At 32.8% G+C, this 15,986-nt stretch carries 16 protein-coding genes; 5 read left to right on the plus strand and 11 right to left on the minus strand.

What is annotated here, in order from left to right; all coding sequences use genetic code 11:
- Positions 1-35: 35 nt before the first annotated feature.
- From surE to OU788_RS09340, 4 genes are read left to right on the plus strand one after another with little or no spacing between them, the layout of a single operon-like run.
- Positions 36-806, plus strand: a complete 771-nt coding sequence (gene surE / locus OU788_RS09325) for a 5'/3'-nucleotidase SurE (RefSeq protein ID WP_274634929.1) — start codon at positions 36-38, stop codon at positions 804-806.
- Positions 794-1,081, plus strand: a complete 288-nt coding sequence (locus tag OU788_RS09330; protein ID WP_274634930.1) for a hypothetical protein — start codon at positions 794-796, stop codon at positions 1,079-1,081. Before surE ends, OU788_RS09330 begins: the two co-directional genes overlap by 13 nt.
- A gap of 9 nt (positions 1,082-1,090) precedes the next feature.
- Positions 1,091-2,203: a lipid-A-disaccharide synthase gene (gene lpxB, locus OU788_RS09335; protein ID WP_274634931.1), complete on the plus strand. Its 1,113-nt coding sequence runs from the start codon at positions 1,091-1,093 to the stop codon at positions 2,201-2,203.
- Between the two features lie 7 nt (positions 2,204-2,210).
- Entirely contained in the window at positions 2,211-2,768 is a 558-nt protein-coding gene (locus OU788_RS09340; RefSeq protein WP_274634932.1) for a C40 family peptidase, read from the plus strand.
- 50 nt (positions 2,769-2,818) lie between these two features.
- On the opposite strand, the gene OU788_RS09345 is transcribed toward OU788_RS09340, so the two are convergent.
- The 5 genes from OU788_RS09345 to secDF all read right to left on the minus strand — a co-directional run bounded on the left by OU788_RS09345 (position 2,819) and on the right by secDF (position 9,059).
- Entirely contained in the window at positions 2,819-3,289 is a 471-nt protein-coding gene (locus OU788_RS09345; RefSeq protein ID WP_274634933.1) for a DUF6169 family protein, read from the minus strand.
- A 2-nt stretch (positions 3,290-3,291) separates the two neighbouring features.
- A complete protein-coding gene (locus OU788_RS09350; RefSeq protein ID WP_274634934.1) occupies positions 3,292-3,423 on the minus strand; it encodes a hypothetical protein in 132 nt (43 codons plus the stop codon).
- Between the two features lie 251 nt (positions 3,424-3,674).
- Positions 3,675-4,664 carry a GTPase ObgE gene (obgE, locus tag OU788_RS09355; protein WP_274634935.1) on the minus strand — a complete coding sequence of 330 codons (990 nt, stop codon included), beginning with the start codon at positions 4,662-4,664 and terminating at the stop codon, positions 3,675-3,677.
- A gap of 210 nt (positions 4,665-4,874) precedes the next feature.
- Entirely contained in the window at positions 4,875-5,993 is a 1,119-nt protein-coding gene (locus tag OU788_RS09360) for an adenylate kinase (protein ID WP_274634936.1), read from the minus strand.
- An 87-nt stretch (positions 5,994-6,080) separates the two neighbouring features.
- Positions 6,081-9,059: a protein translocase subunit SecDF gene (gene secDF / locus OU788_RS09365; RefSeq protein WP_274634937.1), complete on the minus strand. Its 2,979-nt coding sequence runs from the start codon at positions 9,057-9,059 to the stop codon at positions 6,081-6,083.
- A gap of 207 nt (positions 9,060-9,266) precedes the next feature.
- Here secDF and OU788_RS09370 point away from each other — a divergent pair, with 207 nt between their 5' ends.
- Complete coding sequence (locus OU788_RS09370; RefSeq protein WP_274634938.1) at positions 9,267-10,943, plus strand: formate--tetrahydrofolate ligase; 1,677 nt, start codon at positions 9,267-9,269, stop codon at positions 10,941-10,943.
- A 122-nt stretch (positions 10,944-11,065) separates the two neighbouring features.
- Here OU788_RS09370 and OU788_RS09375 read toward each other — a convergent pair whose 3' ends face one another.
- The 6 genes from OU788_RS09375 to thrS form a co-directional block, all read right to left on the minus strand.
- Positions 11,066-12,106: an XAC2610-related protein gene (locus OU788_RS09375; protein WP_274634939.1), complete on the minus strand. Its 1,041-nt coding sequence runs from the start codon at positions 12,104-12,106 to the stop codon at positions 11,066-11,068.
- Positions 12,107-12,255: 149 nt separating this feature from the next.
- On the minus strand, positions 12,256-12,840 hold the full coding sequence (locus tag OU788_RS09380) for a hypothetical protein (RefSeq protein ID WP_274634940.1): 585 nt from the start codon (positions 12,838-12,840) through the stop codon (positions 12,256-12,258).
- 96 nt (positions 12,841-12,936) lie between these two features.
- Positions 12,937-13,281: a 50S ribosomal protein L20 gene (rplT, locus tag OU788_RS09385; RefSeq protein WP_028891166.1), complete on the minus strand. Its 345-nt coding sequence runs from the start codon at positions 13,279-13,281 to the stop codon at positions 12,937-12,939.
- Between the two features lie 149 nt (positions 13,282-13,430).
- Positions 13,431-13,628 carry a 50S ribosomal protein L35 gene (rpmI, locus tag OU788_RS09390; RefSeq protein WP_099215431.1) on the minus strand — a complete coding sequence of 66 codons (198 nt, stop codon included), beginning with the start codon at positions 13,626-13,628 and terminating at the stop codon, positions 13,431-13,433.
- 47 nt (positions 13,629-13,675) lie between these two features.
- Complete coding sequence (gene infC / locus OU788_RS09395) at positions 13,676-14,194, minus strand: translation initiation factor IF-3 (RefSeq protein ID WP_274634942.1); 519 nt, start codon at positions 14,192-14,194, stop codon at positions 13,676-13,678.
- 73 nt (positions 14,195-14,267) lie between these two features.
- The coding region (thrS, locus tag OU788_RS09400) for a threonine--tRNA ligase (RefSeq protein ID WP_274634941.1) at positions 14,268-15,986 on the minus strand (1,719 nt) is incomplete at its 5' end.

Here is a 15,986-nt window from a genome sequence, read left to right on the forward strand (position 1 = left end):
TTTTTATGTTACATTTGTTGTAAAACTTACATACAATGCAAGACAGACCTTTAATTTTGGTTACCAATGACGATGGAATTACTGCTCCTGGTATTCGAATGTTGATTGAAATTATGAATAAAATAGGAGATGTAGTAGTAGTAGCTCCTGATAGCCCGCAAAGTGGAATGGGACACGCAATTACGGTGAATAATGTGTTGCATTGTAATCCAATTACTATAGATGAAGGTTCGCAAATAGAATATAGTTGTTCTGGTACTCCAGCCGATTGTGTTAAAATGGCAAAGAACGAAATATTAAATCGCACACCTGATTTATGTGTTTCAGGAATAAACCACGGATCTAATTCATCTATCAATGTAATTTATTCAGGAACGATGAGTGCTGCTGTTGAAGCTGGTATTGAAGGGATTCCAGCCATTGGTTTTTCATTGTTAGATTTTGATTGGCATGCCGATTTTAGAGCTGCGCGTAAGTTTATAGAAAAAATAGCGTTAAATGTGTTGTTAAATGGCTTGCCTGATGGAGTTATTTTAAACGTAAACATTCCGAAGTTAAAAGAGAAAGATATTAAAGGAGTTCGTATTTGTAGACAAGCAAACGGATATTGGAAAGAAACATTTGATAAGCGTAAAAGCCCGTTCGGAAAAGAATATTATTGGTTATCAGGAGAGTTTGTAAACAGAGATAAAGGACAAGATACTGATATTTGGGCATTAGAAAACGGTTATATTTCTGTGGTACCTGTTCAGTTTGATATGACAGCGCATCACGCAATTCAAAAATTACATACATGGGACATATAAAGAAAGAAATAGCCATAGGAATTTTAGTATCGTTGTTGGCAACAGCATGTGGATTTTTTGTGTATTTGCAATACATTTCACAATCAGACTTATCTGAAACACTAAACAAAATAAAAGAAGGAGGTATGTTAGGATCTGTAATAGCATTATCGGCAATACCTAATTTATTTGTCTTTTGGGTGTTTTTAAAAAAGAAGCAAGATTATAGAGCAAGAGGAGTGTTAATAACTACGATTGCAGTAGCGTTATTAACCGCAATTTTAAAATTTTTCTAATTTTAGTAAATGAAGTATTACATTCTTGTAGGGGAAGCTTCGGGTGATTTACACGGAGCAAACTTAATGAAGGCGTTGTTGAAACAAGATCCAGAAGCAGAGATTCGTTTTTGGGGTGGAGATTTGATGCAAGAAGTAGGAGGTACGTTGGTAAAACATTACAAAGAGCGTGCTTTTATGGGGTTTGTTGAGGTGTTGATGAACTTACGTAAGATTTTAGGTATGATTTCTTTCTGTAAAAAAGACATTGCTCAATTCAATCCTGATGTACTTATTTTTATAGACAACTCTGGTTTTAATCTTCGTATAGCTAAATGGGCAAAACAACAAGGTTTTAGAACCAATTATTATATTTCGCCGCAAGTTTGGGCAAGTAGAGCAGGTAGAGTAAAAGATATCAAACGCGATATTGATGAAATGTTTGTGATTCTTCCGTTTGAAAAAGAGTTTTACAAGAAGTATGAATACGATGTACACTTTGTAGGGCATCCTTTAATTGATGGAATTGCTGGTAGAAAGCAGGTGTCGATTGAAGAATTTAGAAAAGAACACGATTTAGGCTCTAAAGAAATTATAGCATTATTACCAGGAAGTAGAAAACAGGAAATAACCAAAATGCTATCGGTAATGTTATCGTTGGTAGATGATTTTCCTAAGTATCAATTTGTGGTGGCGGGCGCTCCGAGTCAGTCGTATGAGTTTTATCAAGAAATTATTGGAGCTGCAAATGTGAAATTCATCAATAATAAAACCTACGATTTATTAAGTGTTTCGCATGCCGCTTTGGTAGCATCAGGAACCGCAACTTTAGAAGCAGCGTTATTTAAAGTTCCGCAGGTAGTGTGTTATAAAGGAAGCAATATATCGTACCAAATAGCAAAACGAATTATTACCTTAAGTTATATATCACTAGTCAATTTGATTATGGATAGAGAAGTGGTAAAAGAATTGATTCAAAATGATTTTACGAAAGAAAACTTAAAGCACGAGTTAGAGCGTATTCTTGAAGCAGAACATCGTCAGCAATTATTTTTATCGTACTTTGATTTAGAACAAAAACTAGGAGGTAAAGGAGCCTCAGCCAAAGCAGCAAAATTAATTGTTGATGGAGTAAAAAAATAAAACACCTATGATTAAAAAAATCCTCTTTCTATGTACACTGTCGTTTTTAATGATTTCTTGTGGATCATCAAAAAATGTAAGTGGAGCTTACCAAAAAACAGCATCAACAATTAGTCCTAAAACAGTTGATGTTGCAAGCGTTAAGACAGAAGCTACTGAAGAGGTTGAGGTAAAAGAAGTAACCGTTGCCGATAAAATTATATGGACAGCAGTTACCTACAAAGGAGTGCCATATCGTTTTGGTGGAATGACAAAAAAAGGAATGGATTGTTCAGGATTAATCTTTACGTCGTTTCAACAACGTGAGGTTCCTATTGCTAGAAGTTCTCGTGAAATGTATCGACAAGGAGAGAAAATTTCGTTGCGAGAAGTACAAAGAGGTGATTTATTGTTTTTTAAAACAAGAGGAAGAAGAGGGCCTATAAATCATGTTGGGTTAGTAACTTCTGTTGATAATGGCGATGTTCGTTTTATTCATTCAACTACTTCACAAGGGGTGATTGTAACCTCACTACACGAAAATTACTGGAAACGTGCTTTTATTGAAGCGAAAAGGGTGTTGTAGAAGAGAGGTGATTTAAAGATAAATTAATTAAGAGTAACTAGTAAAAGTTTTTATTCATTTTTAGCTCTTTCATAAACATCTAGGGTTAAAAGTATTTCTGCTTCTATTTGACTAGTGTTATATGCGTTTGAGCAATAGACAAAAGAAATATTATAATTTGCATTGTCAAAATCGTAGTCATATTTTATCCAATTAGACATTTGACTTAAAGAAAACCAACGATTAAATAATCTTTTTCTAGTTAATTGACGAGAGTCTTCACTATCACACAGAAAGTGAATAACTTTAGATTGATCTGTATTGAGAAATTCAATTATGATATGAAGTATTGTAGAAGATATATTTGAATCGTTTTTGCCTCTTTTACCATCTACTTCTCCAAAATCCAATGAAAACAAATTGTTTAAAGGGTAATTCTCCTGTGGCATTTTTCTAAAAGCAACATAGTATGTAAGATTATTTTCTGTGTAAAAATAAAAATAGGGGCCATCTGCCCCTTGCTCTTCTATATATTTATACATAATTATGCCTTATCTCTAGCCTTTTCTTTTATTTTAGCTATGATTTTACTTCTATGCTCTTCTTTTTCAAGAGCCATCTTTTCTAATACTTTTATAGTGTTAGAATTAGCTTTTATTGTTGTAGAGCGTATCATTACATTTTTATTAAAATCTCTCATACAAAATTACAATAAGTGTACCAAAAAAGATACAGTACATTTATATTATATATTTATAGTTTTATTTTCAGTATAAAATTTTATTATAGTATTTTGCTGTATATGATTAAGTTATTACTTTAATATTATAAGATTATTATAGTTAATATTCAAACAAAAAGCAATCTACAGGTTACTGAGCGTAGCAGAAGTAGATTGCTTTTTTAAATTTTATTTGTAAAGATGAATTAATTCAACATTTGCCATAATTTATCTTTCAGTTCTGTTAAGCCTAGTTGGGCAACAGAAGAGATAAAAATAGTTTCAATGCCTTCTGGTAAATCTTGTTTAATTTCTTCTTTCAATTCGTCGTCTAACATATCCGATTTTGAGATAGCTAATAAACGATCCTTATCTAACAATTCAGGATTGTGTTTGCGTAATTCATTCAATAAGATGTCGTATTCTTTTTGAATATCCTCACTATCGGCAGGGATTAAAAAGAGTAGGGTAGAGTTACGTTCGATATGACGTAAAAAGTGATGTCCCAATCCTTTTCCTTCGGCAGCTCCTTCAATAATTCCAGGAATATCAGCCATAACAAAACTCTGGTGATTACGGTATTCTACAATTCCTAAATTAGGTTTTAAGGTTGTAAAAGCATAATCAGCAATTTTAGGTTTTGCAGCGGTAATTACTGATAATAAAGTTGATTTTCCTGCATTAGGGAAACCTACTAAACCAACATCGGCTAAAATTTTTAATTCGATACGAAACCAGCCTTCTTGTCCGTCAATACCCGGTTGGGCATAACGAGGCGTTTGGTTGGTAGATGATTTAAAGTGCCAGTTACCACGACCACCTTTACCACCTTCTAATAAGATAATTTCTTGTCCGTCTTCAATAACTTCATATAAAATTTCGTCAGTATCAGCATCACGGATAATTGTTCCCAATGGAACAGGAATTATAACATCAGCACCATCATGTCCAGTACTTCTACTGCTACTTCCATCACCACCGTGTTCTGCTCTAAAATGACGTTTAAATTTTAAATGGAAAAGCGTCCACATATTTTTATCACCACGTAAAATTACGTGTCCACCACGACCACCATCACCACCATCAGGACCACCTTTCGCGATGTATTTTTCGCGATGTAAGTGAGCAGATCCACGACCACCTTTACCAGATGATGCGTAAATTTTTATATAGTCGACAAAATTTCCTTCAGTCATTGTTTTGTTTTTTGTTGTTTAATTGTTGAATCGTTTAGTTGTGTATTTCAAAAATTCTGTCAATTCGAGTGAATTTTACGATTGAAAAGAGTAAAATTTGTATCGAGAATAAGAATTTTAAAGTAGTTCTCGATACAATTTTTCTTCCTTAGGTCAGAAAAATCACTCGAACTGACATGTAAATTAAAAGATTCAACAACTTAACAAGTTTTATAATGTATCAAATACGTCTGATAAACGTTGTGTAATATCTTCGATAGATCCTACACCGTTTATGCCGTAATAATTACCTTGTGCTTGGTAAAAATCTTTTAAAACAGCCGTTTTAGTATTGTACTCGTTAAAACGATTACGGATTTTACTTTCATCCATATCATCTGAACGACCGCTTGTTTTTCCTCTTTCTAAAATACGCTCAACTAATAAATCTTCTGGAACTTCTAAAGCAACCATTCCGTTTATGCGCTCACCTTTTTCAGCTAAAAATGCGTCTAAAGCTTCTGCTTGAGATTCGGTACGAGGAAAACCATCAAAAATAAATCCTGCTACGTCAGCATTTTTGTTAACCTCTTCTTTTAGCATGTTAATTGTAACTTCATCAGGAACTAAATCACCAGCATCAATATATGTTTTTGCTAATAACCCTAATTCAGTTTGATTTTTAATATTAAATCGGAATACGTCTCCTGTTGAAATGTGAACTAAATTGTATTTTTCTTTTAAAATTTCTGCTTGAGTACCTTTTCCTGCACCTGGAGGACCGAATAATACGATGTTTTTCATTTTGGGTTGTGTTGTTAATTGATAAATAGCTGGTAAATTTCTACCAATACCTTTATAATCCAAGCCGTAACCAACAATAAACTTATCTTCAATACCTTTTCCGATATAGTCTATATGCAATTCTTTACGATATACATCTGGCTTGTAAAAAAGTGTAACTATTTTTAATTCTTTTAAATTTTTTGTAGAAAAAATCTCATAGATTTCTTGAAGGGTTGTTCCGGTATCAATAATATCTTCTAAAATGATAACAGTACGTCCTGTCAAGTCTTCGTTAAGACCTATTAAACTTTTTACATTTTCTGTTGAACTAGTACCTTCATAAGAAGATAGTTTTACAAAACTTATTTCACAATCACCTTTGTATTGACGTAAAAAATCGGCAGTAAAAACAAAGCAGCCGTTTAAAATCCCTATAAAAACAGGAACCTCGTCTTTAGGTAAATCATTTTTAACTTGTTTAGCTAAAGATGTAACAATACTAGAGATTTCATTTGCTGAAATGAACTCTTTAAAATATAAATCGTGAAGTTTTGTAATTTTCATCAGAATGCAAAGATAGTTTCTTGATATTAAATGAAAAAACCGTTTTGAATAAACTTCAAAACGGTTTTATATATGTTTAAGTAGCGCTTATTTGTTTTCTTCTTTCTTAGAAACGTCGAACATAATTGGTGTTGCAACGAATAAAGAAGAGTAAGTACCTACTACTACACCTACGATTAATGCGAACATGAATCCTTTAATACTGTCTCCTCCAAAGAAGAAGATAGCTAACATTACTAATAATGTTGTTAAAGAGGTGTTGATAGTTCTTCCTAAAGTACTACATAGTGCTTTGTTTACTAAGTTAGCAGTAACTGAGTTTTTACCTTCAGTAAACTCTCTAATTCTATCAAAAATTACCACGGTATCGTTTAATGAGTATCCTACTACGGTTAAGATAGCAGCGATGAACGACTGACCGATTTCCATATCAAATGGCATGAATTTGTATAATAAAGAGAATACTCCTAAAACTACTAATACATCGTGGAAAACAGCCACTACCGCACCGATAGAATAGGCCATTTTTCTAAAACGTAATAAGATATATAAGAATACTACAATTAACGATCCTAATACCGCCCATAAAGCAGCCTGCTTAATATCGTCAGCAATTGTAGGTTCTACTTTCATGTAACTCATAATTCCATTTCCTGCTTTTTCAAAACCAGGTTTGAAATTTTCGTAAGTTGTATCTCCTAAGTGAGGCTTTAATCCGTTATATAAAGCAGATTGTACTTCTTCATCTACTTGAGTACCGTCTTCGTCAATTTTAAAAGCAGTTGTAATTTTTAACTGATGGTCAGATCCGTATGTTTTAACTTCAGGAGCAGTACCGAAAACAGCTTTTAATTCTTCAGCAACCTCGTTACCTTTCATAGCTTCGTCAAAACGAACTACATAAGAACGACCTCCTTTAAAGTCAACTCCTTGTTTTAACCCTACAGTGAATATAGAAACTAAACCAACAACGATGAAGAATCCTGAAATGATATAAGCGATTTTACGTTTTTGTAAAAACTCGACAGAGATGTTTTTAAACCAGTTTTTTGATAACCCAGTATTGAAAGGTAAACTTGTTCCTTTAGCAACTGCTCCGTCAATAAATAAACGAGTAATAAATACAGCAGTGAATAAAGAAGTAGCAATACCAATCATTAATGTTAAAGCGAATCCTTTAATTGGTCCTGTACCAAAAGTATATAAGATAACACCCGTTAATAAAGTGGTAATGTTAGCATCAATAATCGCAGATAATGCTCCTTTAATACTAAACCCTTCCTCTACAGAGTCACCTAAGTTTTTACCTCCGTTTAATGCTTCTTTAATTCTTTCGAAAATAATTACGTTCGCATCAACCGACATACCAATGGTTAAGATAATACCCGCAATACCTGGTAAGGTTAATACAGAATTGAAAGAAGCTAAAACTCCGAAGATGAATAAGATGTTTACAACTAAAGCAACGTTAGCGAATAAACCAGCTCTACCGTAGTATAAGAACATCCAAACTAACACTAAGCAAATAGCTAACGCGAATGATGCCATACTTGCATCAATAGATTCTTTACCTAATGATGGTCCAACTACTTCTGCTTGAATAATACGAGCAGGAGCAGGTAATTTACCAGCTTTTAATACTGTAGCAATATCTTGTGCTTCTGTAACAGTCATAGAACCTCCAGAAATTTGAGTGCTTCCTCCAGTAATCGCACCAGGAACAGATGGAGCGGTGTATACATAATCATCTAAAACAACTGCTACGAATTTACCAGCATTTTCACCAGTCATTTTAGCCCATTGCTTACTACCAATACCGTTCATTAACATAGATACTACTGGTTTACTCATTTGGTCGTATTCTTGCTTAGCATCAGCAATTACATCACCACCAATAGGAGCTTTGTCTTTTCTATTAGATTTTATAGCATATAAACCAATCATTTCAGTCCCGTCAGTACCAGCTTGAGATTTATAATCCCATAAAAATTTAGTGTACTTTAAGTTGTTAGGTAATAAAGCTCTTACTTCTTTGTTGTGTAAAAAACTATTAACTTTTGCTGTGTCTTGAACTCTAGCTTGCGCTACTAAAGGACTCACTTGTTGAGGACTTTGAGCTACATTAGGGTATAAGTAAGTAAATAAATTCTTTTGAGTTTCAACATTTGTTGAATCAGCAGACTCACCTAATAAATCATCAATATTATTAGCTGTTTTAGTAGTATCTTTAACTTCTTCAGTAGCAGAATCATCTTTTAATAATTCAGCAACTTTTGCATTCGCAGTAAAGAAAAAGTTTTGCACATCAGCATTGGTGTGTACTTCCCAAAATTGTAATTCAGCAGTACTTTGTAATAATTTCTCTACACGATCAATATCTTTTGCTCCTGGTAATTCTACTTGAATTCTACCAGAAGTTCCAATACGTTGGATGTTTGGTTGAACAACTCCAAATTTATCAATACGGCTACGTAATACTTCAAAAGCAGTGTTGATAGAAGTGTTGATTTCTTCTTGTAAAGTCGATTTAACCTGCTCGTTGGTTTTATTGAAGTCTATTTTATCACGTAAAGCTTTAGTTCCAAAAATGCTTGGGTCGCTTAATTTAACGTTACCGTTGCTTAATTTTTCGAACTCATCGTAGAATAAATCTAAGTAATTCGCTTGACTGTTCTTTTGAGCTTCATCAGCATTTTTTAATGCTTGCTTAAAAGTTGTGTTTTGAGAATCGTTAGATAATCCGATTAAGATATCTTTTACTGATACCTGTAAAATTGCATTAATACCCCCTTTTAAATCAAGACCAAGGTTCATTTCCTTGTCTTTGATGTCGTTGTAAGAGTACTTAGCAAATCCTAAGTTTACTACCTCTTTGTTAGCTACGCTATCTAAGTATTTTCTTTCATATCTTGCCAAAGCTCTTCCGTTGTTATCACTAACATTTGCTTTCGCATACTGTTTCGCGCTGTCTTCTACCTTATTGGCAAAAAACGAGAACGATAATTGATAAATACTTACTAAACCAAAAAGTATAGCAAATAATTTAATTAATCCTTTGTTTTGCATTGTAAATAATTTAAATCGACTTTATTTTAAAAACGTGCAAATATAGCGTTTCGTTAAAAGAAAAGCCAATTCTTTTATCATATTTATGTAATAAGCTAATAATTGGGGAATAAATGCTAACAAAAGTCAGTTTTTGTAGGGATTATATTACGTATATTTACCTGCTTTTTAGAACAAACAAATAACTTAAATTTTAAACAATTTGCCATGGCGCATTTAACCGATATCGAGATTGCTCAAGCAAAAGAATTACAACATATTAAACATATAGCCAGTAAATTAAAAGTAAGTGAAGATGACTTAGAAATGTATGGAAAGTACAAAGCTAAATTACCACTTGATTTAATAGACGAAGAAAAGATAAAAGAGAATAACTTGGTGTTGGTAACAGCATTAACTCCGACACCAGCAGGTGAAGGAAAAACAACAGTTTCTATTGGGTTAACTGAAGGATTAAATAAAGTAGGAAAACAAGCTACAGTCGTATTACGTGAACCATCATTAGGGCCTGTTTTTGGTATTAAAGGAGGTGCCGCAGGTGGGGGATACTCTCAGGTAGTTCCTATGGAAGATATCAATTTGCATTTTACTGGAGATTTTAATGCTATTGAAAAAGCAAACAATTTATTATCAGCGTTAATTGATAATAATTTACAGAGTAGCGTTAATAATTTAAATATTGATCCAAGAACTATTTTATGGAAGCGTGTAATAGATATGAACGATCGAGCTTTACGTCAAATAACGATTGGACTGGGAGGAACATCTAATGGAATTCCTCGAGAAGACGGGTTCAACATTACACCAGCATCTGAAGTAATGGCAATTCTTTGTATGGCAACTAATTTTGATGATTTAAAAGAACGTTTAGGGAATATTTTTATTGGATTTACTTTTGATAAAAAACCAGTTTTTGCTCGTGATTTAAAAGCGCAAGATGCTATGGCTATTTTATTAAAAGATGCTATAAAACCTAACCTAGTACAAACATTGGAAGAGAATCCTGCAATTATTCATGGTGGACCTTTTGCAAATATCGCACAAGGAACAAACACAATTATTTCGACTAAAATGGGATTATCATTGTCAAATTATGTTGTTACAGAAGCAGGTTTTGGCGCAGATTTAGGAGCTGAGAAATTTTTGAATATCAAATCACAATATGCAGGATTAAATCCTAAATGTGTGGTGTTGGTAGCTACCATTAGAGCATTGCGTCATCATGGTGGTTCACCAAAAGAAGAATACAATACTCCAAGTTTAGAGCGTGTACAAAATGGATTTAAAAACCTAGAAAAGCATATTGAAAACATTAGAAAGTTCAATATTGAGCCTGTAGTAGCCATCAATTCTTTTATTTCAGATACTGAAGATGAAGTAAACTATGTAATTGGCGCTTGTACTAAATTAGGAGTGCAAGCAGTTGTTTCAGAAGGATGGGCAAAAGGAGGTGAAGGAACTAAAAAATTAGCTGAGGCTGTTGTTGGTGTAGTTGAAAACAAGGCTACCCAATACAAACCTTTGTATGATTGGAAAAGTCCTGTAAAAGAAAAAATAGAAAAGATTGCTAAAGAAATTTACGGAGCTTCTGGAGTAACCTATGATAAAAAAGCAGAATTAAACTTGCGAAGAATAGATCGATTAGGGTTTAATGATTTTGCTATTTGTATGGCTAAAACACAAAAGTCTTTTTCAGATAATGAAAGTTTAATAGGAAGACCAGAAGGATTTACCGTAAATGTACGTGAAATAGAAATTGCTGCAGGGGCACAATTTATCATTCCTATTTTAGGGAAAATGATGCGTATGCCTGGGTTACCTGCAATTCCTGCTTCAGAAAATATGAAAATCGATAACAAAGGTGTAATCTCAGGATTATCATAAATATGCAATCAGATAGCGCTTTTTAAGTAGAAGTAAATATTGTGGTTAAGATAGGTTGAAACCGTTATTAATAAAAAAATCCCGAGTGATAAACTCGGGATTTTTTTGTTTAAAATTAGAATCTATTCAGTGATAAGATTGTTTAGTTTTATGTTTTTTAGAGCTTCTAAACTTCCTTCTATAGAGTTCAAATCTCCTTTTAAGTCGTACTTCTTACCATTTACCGTAACAAATATTCCGATGCTATTAATTTTACCTTCTTTACTAGTTTGGTAAATTTCATAAGTAGCACCTTTGTTTTTAAAGGTCAATGAGTTTCCTGTTTTATTAATCTTGAAATTATAATCTTCTTCCATCATTTCAATTGGGAATGAGAATTCCACAGCTCCATCAGGTTTAATTAAAGCGTAATTAAGGTCTAGTTCATTCATGCTAAACAGAACAACTTGCTTTTGGTTTTTAATAAGATTAAATGATAATATTTCAGAAAGCCCATCATATTCTAAATCTAGTGTTTTAATAATTTCAGTACTTTTTTTATTTCCATTCCATTTGGTTGTAGTAGTTGAATAAAAAGGAGCGGAATCAGCACTTTCTTCAATGATTAGTGTAGGAGAGGGAATATTGTTAACTACTTTAAAAGTTGAATATTGATGCCAGCAACAACCACTTTTTGTAATAGTGTGGATGGTTTTTGTTTTTTTATTCGTTTGAAACATACCACAATATTCTTGTGCTAATCGAGTAAACTCAGGACTAAAGGTTAGCTTATTATTAATTTCGAGGTATATTCTAAAAGATGGACCATGGTAACAACTGAATTGCCCATCCATAATGGCTAAATCTTTAATGCCATCAAAATTGAAGTCTTTATATATTAAAATACTCTGTTCTCCGTAAGGAAGTTCTAAAATGTTTGTTTTAACAACCCCGATGGTTTCTAATTCAAAAGTTAATTCATCGGAATGAATTTCTATAATTTTGGTATTTGTTTTAGATTCAAATACAGCAACACTTCCTTTTTTAAAAATTTCATTTTCATAACCTTTTTCAATAGTCAACAATCCTTTATATTTTTCTGAAAAACCTTTGATTTCGTATTTAGTTTGGCCTAATACGTTTAGGAAAGTGAAAATAAGTAAGAGTGTTAAATTCTTTTTCATTAATTAATTTGTTAAGTATAATAATTTCAAATAGCTTTTTTATCAACGACAAAATTATCAAAAAAATGTACGGGATTAAACCAAAAAACAACCCTTAGGTTACAGAAGTAGCCGAATGAGGGTTGTTTTTTATGTTAACGAGTGTGTGATTAATTTACACCACGTTGTTTGTTTATTTCATCTTGTAATTGTCTACGTAACTTTTGTTCTTTTTCTATAGACTTTCTTTTGTACTGTTCAAACTCTTCTTCAGTATCAGCTAATAAACTCTTAGTTTCTTTAGTAACTACATTACTATTGTTAAAACGATAAATAAAGAAAGCTAATCCAGCTAGTAGTGCGAAAATAATACCCCATACAATAGTGTTATAGGTAGCCTTGTCTAAAGGGATTCCAATAAAAGAAATAGCATCTTCTTTACCAATAGAAGTAGCTAAATCGCTATTTAAAGTATCAATTTTTGTTTGTAACTCAGTAATACTTTTTTGTTGTTCGTTTATTTTAACTTGTTTAGAGGCAGCATCTGTTTTAATTACCTTTATGCTGTCTAATATACTTTTTTGAAGTCTTAAGTATTCATTCTTCTTTATTACTTTATAAATCTGGTAATTGTTCGATTTTTTATAAAGTTCATTAAATTGATTCTCAACGGTATTTGGTTGTTCAGGAAGATTTTCTTGAGCGATAATACTTTGAGTAAAAATAAAGATGAATGCTATTTTGAAAAATTTCATAGGATTGGTATTTTATTTCAATTGATGAATATAAGATGGTTTAAAAAAACCCAAACGTTTAGGTTTGGGTTTTTAGTATAAGCAAGGTTATGAAACTTATTTTACTTTCTCTACAATGGCCTTAAAAGCTTCTGGGTTGTTCATAGCTAAATCAGCTAAAACCTTACGGTTTAACTCGATGTTGTTAGCTTTAACTTTACCCATAAACTGTGAGTAAGACATTCCGAACTGACGAGCTCCAGCGTTGATACGTTGAATCCATAATGAACGGAAGTTTCTCTTGTTGTTTTTACGGTCACGGTATGCATAAAGCATTCCTTTTTCAACCGCGTTCTTTGCTACTGTGTAAACGTTCTTACGACGTCCAAAGTAACCTTTTGCTTGCTTCAAGATTTTCTTTCTTCTATTTCTTGAAGCTACTGAATTTACTGATCTTGGCATAATTCAAATGTGTTTTTGTAGTAGGCGGTTTATATAATTTTAAGTGCTTAGTTTTTAGTTGTGTTTAACTGAAAACTATAAACTCAAAACTTAAAACTCTTTGTGGCCCAACTCCATGGTTAATAATTAATTTACTACCTAGCTAACAATTATTTTAATACTAATTGTTGCTTAATGTTAGCTTCATCTGACTTGTGTACTAAAGTCGAATGAGTTAATGCAAGCTTACGTTTTTTAGACTTCTTTGTTAAAATGTGGCTTTTAAACGCGTGCTTTCTTTTGATTTTTCCAGAACCAGTTAACTTGAAACGTTTCTTGGCACTAGATTTTGTTTTAATTTTAGGCATCTTTGATCTTTAGTTTTATCTTGCTTATATTATCGTTACAGATTTGTTTATTTTGTCTTTTTAGGTGCAATAAACATAATCATACGTTTTCCTTCCAATTTTGGCATTTGTTCTACTTTACCGTATTCTTCAAGGTCTTGGGCTAATTTTAATAATAAAATTTGTCCTTGTTCTTTAAATACAATCGAACGTCCCTTAAAGAAAACAAAAGCTTTTAATTTGGCTCCGTCTTGTAAGAACTTAATAGCATGCTTCTTTTTGAATTCGTAATCATGTTCGTCTGTTTGAGGGCCGAAACGAATTTCTTTTACAGTAACTTTAGTAGCTTTCGCTTTTAAAGCTTTTTCACGTTTCTTTTGCTCGTATAAGAACTTTTTGTAATCAATAACTTTACAAACAGGAGGAACCGCTTTAGGTGAAATTTCAACTAAATCTAATTCTAACTCTCGTGCAATCTCTTTAGCTTTAGCTAAAGGATATACACCTACTTCTACGTTATCGCCTACTAGACGAACTTCATCAACATATTTAATCTTATCGTTAATTCTATGTTGATCTTCTTTAATTACTCTTGCGGGTTTTCTTCCGCCTTTTCTTCTAATTGCTATGACTTATAAATTTAAAATTACTATCTATTTTTTAACTTCCGAAAGGAACCAATGTTTTACTAACTTCATTCTGTATTAGAGAAATGAATTCTTCTATAGTAAATGTTCCAAGGTCTCCTTCGCCATGTTTCCTTACAGATACTGTGCCATCCTTTTCTTCTTGTTCACCAACAATTACCATAAATGGTATTTTGTTAACTTCGGCATCACGAATCTTTCTTCCTGTCTTCTCGTTGCGGTCATCAACGAGGGCGCGAATTTCGGAATTTTCCAACAAAGTTAAAACTTTTTTGGTATAATTTTGATATTTCTCACTGATTGGCAGTATAATAACTTGTTCTGGGGTTAGCCAAAGTGGGAAATTTCCACCAGTATGCTCTAATAAAACAGCAATAAAACGTTCCATAGAACCAAATGGTGCACGGTGAATCATTACAGGGCGGTGTAATTGGTTATCGGCTCCTTTATAATGTAAATCGAAACGCTCTGGTAAGTTGTAATCTACCTGAATAGTTCCTAATTGCCAACTTCTACCTAAGGCATCCTTTACCATAAAGTCTAACTTCGGACCATAAAAGGCAGCTTCACCTTCTTCAATCACATAGTCTAAACCTTTATCTTTTGCTGCATTGATAATTGCTTGTTCGGCTTTTTCCCAATTTTCAACAGAACCGATATATTTATCTGGATTTTCCATATCTCTGATAGAAACCTGAGCAGTAAAGTTTTCAAAACCTAATGATCCGAATACATATAATACAAGGTCAATTACATTTTTGAATTCTTCATCTAATTGTTCAGGAGTACAGAAAATATGTGCATCGTCTTGAGTAAAACCACGTACACGAGTTAAACCATGTAGTTCTCCACTTTGTTCATATCTATATACAGTACCAAACTCAGCAAAGCGTTTTGGTAAATCTTTATATGAATAAGGTTTGTGGTTGTATACCTCACAGTGATGCGGACAGTTCATCGGTTTTAATAAAAACTCCTCATCTTCTTTTGGAGTTGTAATTGGTTGAAAACTGTCTTCACCATATTTAGCATAATGACCAGAGGTAACATATAACTCTTTCTGACCAATATGTGGAGTCATGACCATTTCATACCCCGCTTTCTTTTGAGCAGCTTTTAAGAAATCTTCTAATCGGTTACGTAAAGCAGCACCTTTAGGTAACCATAAAGGTAAACCTTGTCCTACTTTTTGTGAAAATGTAAATAGCTCTAACTCCTTACCAAGTTTTCTATGATCACGTTTTTTAGCTTCTTCAAGTAGTTCTAAATATTCTTTTAATTCTTTTTGCTTCGGAAAAGAGATTCCGTAGACACGAGTAAGCTGATTGTTCTTTTCGTCACCACGCCAGTATGCACCAGCAACATTCATGATTTTTACAGCTTTGATGATTCCAGTATTCGGAATATGACCTCCACGACATAAGTCGGTAAAATCACTGTGATCACAAAACGTGATGTCACCATCTTCTAAACCTTCAATAAGTTCTACCTTGTATTGGTTGTCTTGTGCTTCATAGTAAGCTAAAGCATCAGCTTTAGAAATAGAACGCATTTTAAATTCTGCTTTTTCACGAGCACGCTCTAAAAATTTCTTTTCTATTTTATCAAAATCTTTTTCAGAAATAGTATCGTCTCCAAAATCAACATCGTAATAAAAACCATTTTCAATAGCAGGTCCAATAGTTAACTTTGCGTTCGGATAAAAATCTTGAATAGCTTGTGCTAATACGTG

It is taken from the genome of Tenacibaculum sp. L6, assembly GCF_028823685.1.
Classification (GTDB): Bacteria; Bacteroidota; Bacteroidia; order Flavobacteriales; family Flavobacteriaceae; genus Polaribacter.

Coding starts and splice junctions, on each gene's coding strand:
- OU788_RS09340 (WP_274634932.1), top strand. CDS start 2,211: ATGATTAAAAAAATCCTCTTTCTATGTACACTGTCGTTTTTAATGATT.
- OU788_RS09380 (WP_274634940.1), bottom strand. CDS start 12,840: ATGAAATTTTTCAAAATAGCATTCATCTTTATTTTTACTCAAAGTATT.
- rpmI (WP_099215431.1), bottom strand. CDS start 13,628: ATGCCTAAAATTAAAACAAAATCTAGTGCCAAGAAACGTTTCAAGTTA.
- rplT (WP_028891166.1), bottom strand. CDS start 13,281: ATGCCAAGATCAGTAAATTCAGTAGCTTCAAGAAATAGAAGAAAGAAA.
- OU788_RS09350 (WP_274634934.1), bottom strand. CDS start 3,423: ATGATACGCTCTACAACAATAAAAGCTAATTCTAACACTATAAAAGTA.
- OU788_RS09345 (WP_274634933.1), bottom strand. CDS start 3,289: ATGTATAAATATATAGAAGAGCAAGGGGCAGATGGCCCCTATTTTTAT.
- OU788_RS09370 (WP_274634938.1), top strand. CDS start 9,267: ATGGCGCATTTAACCGATATCGAGATTGCTCAAGCAAAAGAATTACAA.
- OU788_RS09330 (WP_274634930.1), top strand. CDS start 794: ATGGGACATATAAAGAAAGAAATAGCCATAGGAATTTTAGTATCGTTG.
- surE (WP_274634929.1), top strand. CDS start 36: ATGCAAGACAGACCTTTAATTTTGGTTACCAATGACGATGGAATTACT.
- secDF (WP_274634937.1), bottom strand. CDS start 9,059: ATGCAAAACAAAGGATTAATTAAATTATTTGCTATACTTTTTGGTTTA.
- OU788_RS09375 (WP_274634939.1), bottom strand. CDS start 12,106: ATGAAAAAGAATTTAACACTCTTACTTATTTTCACTTTCCTAAACGTA.
- OU788_RS09360 (WP_274634936.1), bottom strand. CDS start 5,993: ATGAAAATTACAAAACTTCACGATTTATATTTTAAAGAGTTCATTTCA.
- lpxB (WP_274634931.1), top strand. CDS start 1,091: ATGAAGTATTACATTCTTGTAGGGGAAGCTTCGGGTGATTTACACGGA.
- obgE (WP_274634935.1), bottom strand. CDS start 4,664: ATGACTGAAGGAAATTTTGTCGACTATATAAAAATTTACGCATCATCT.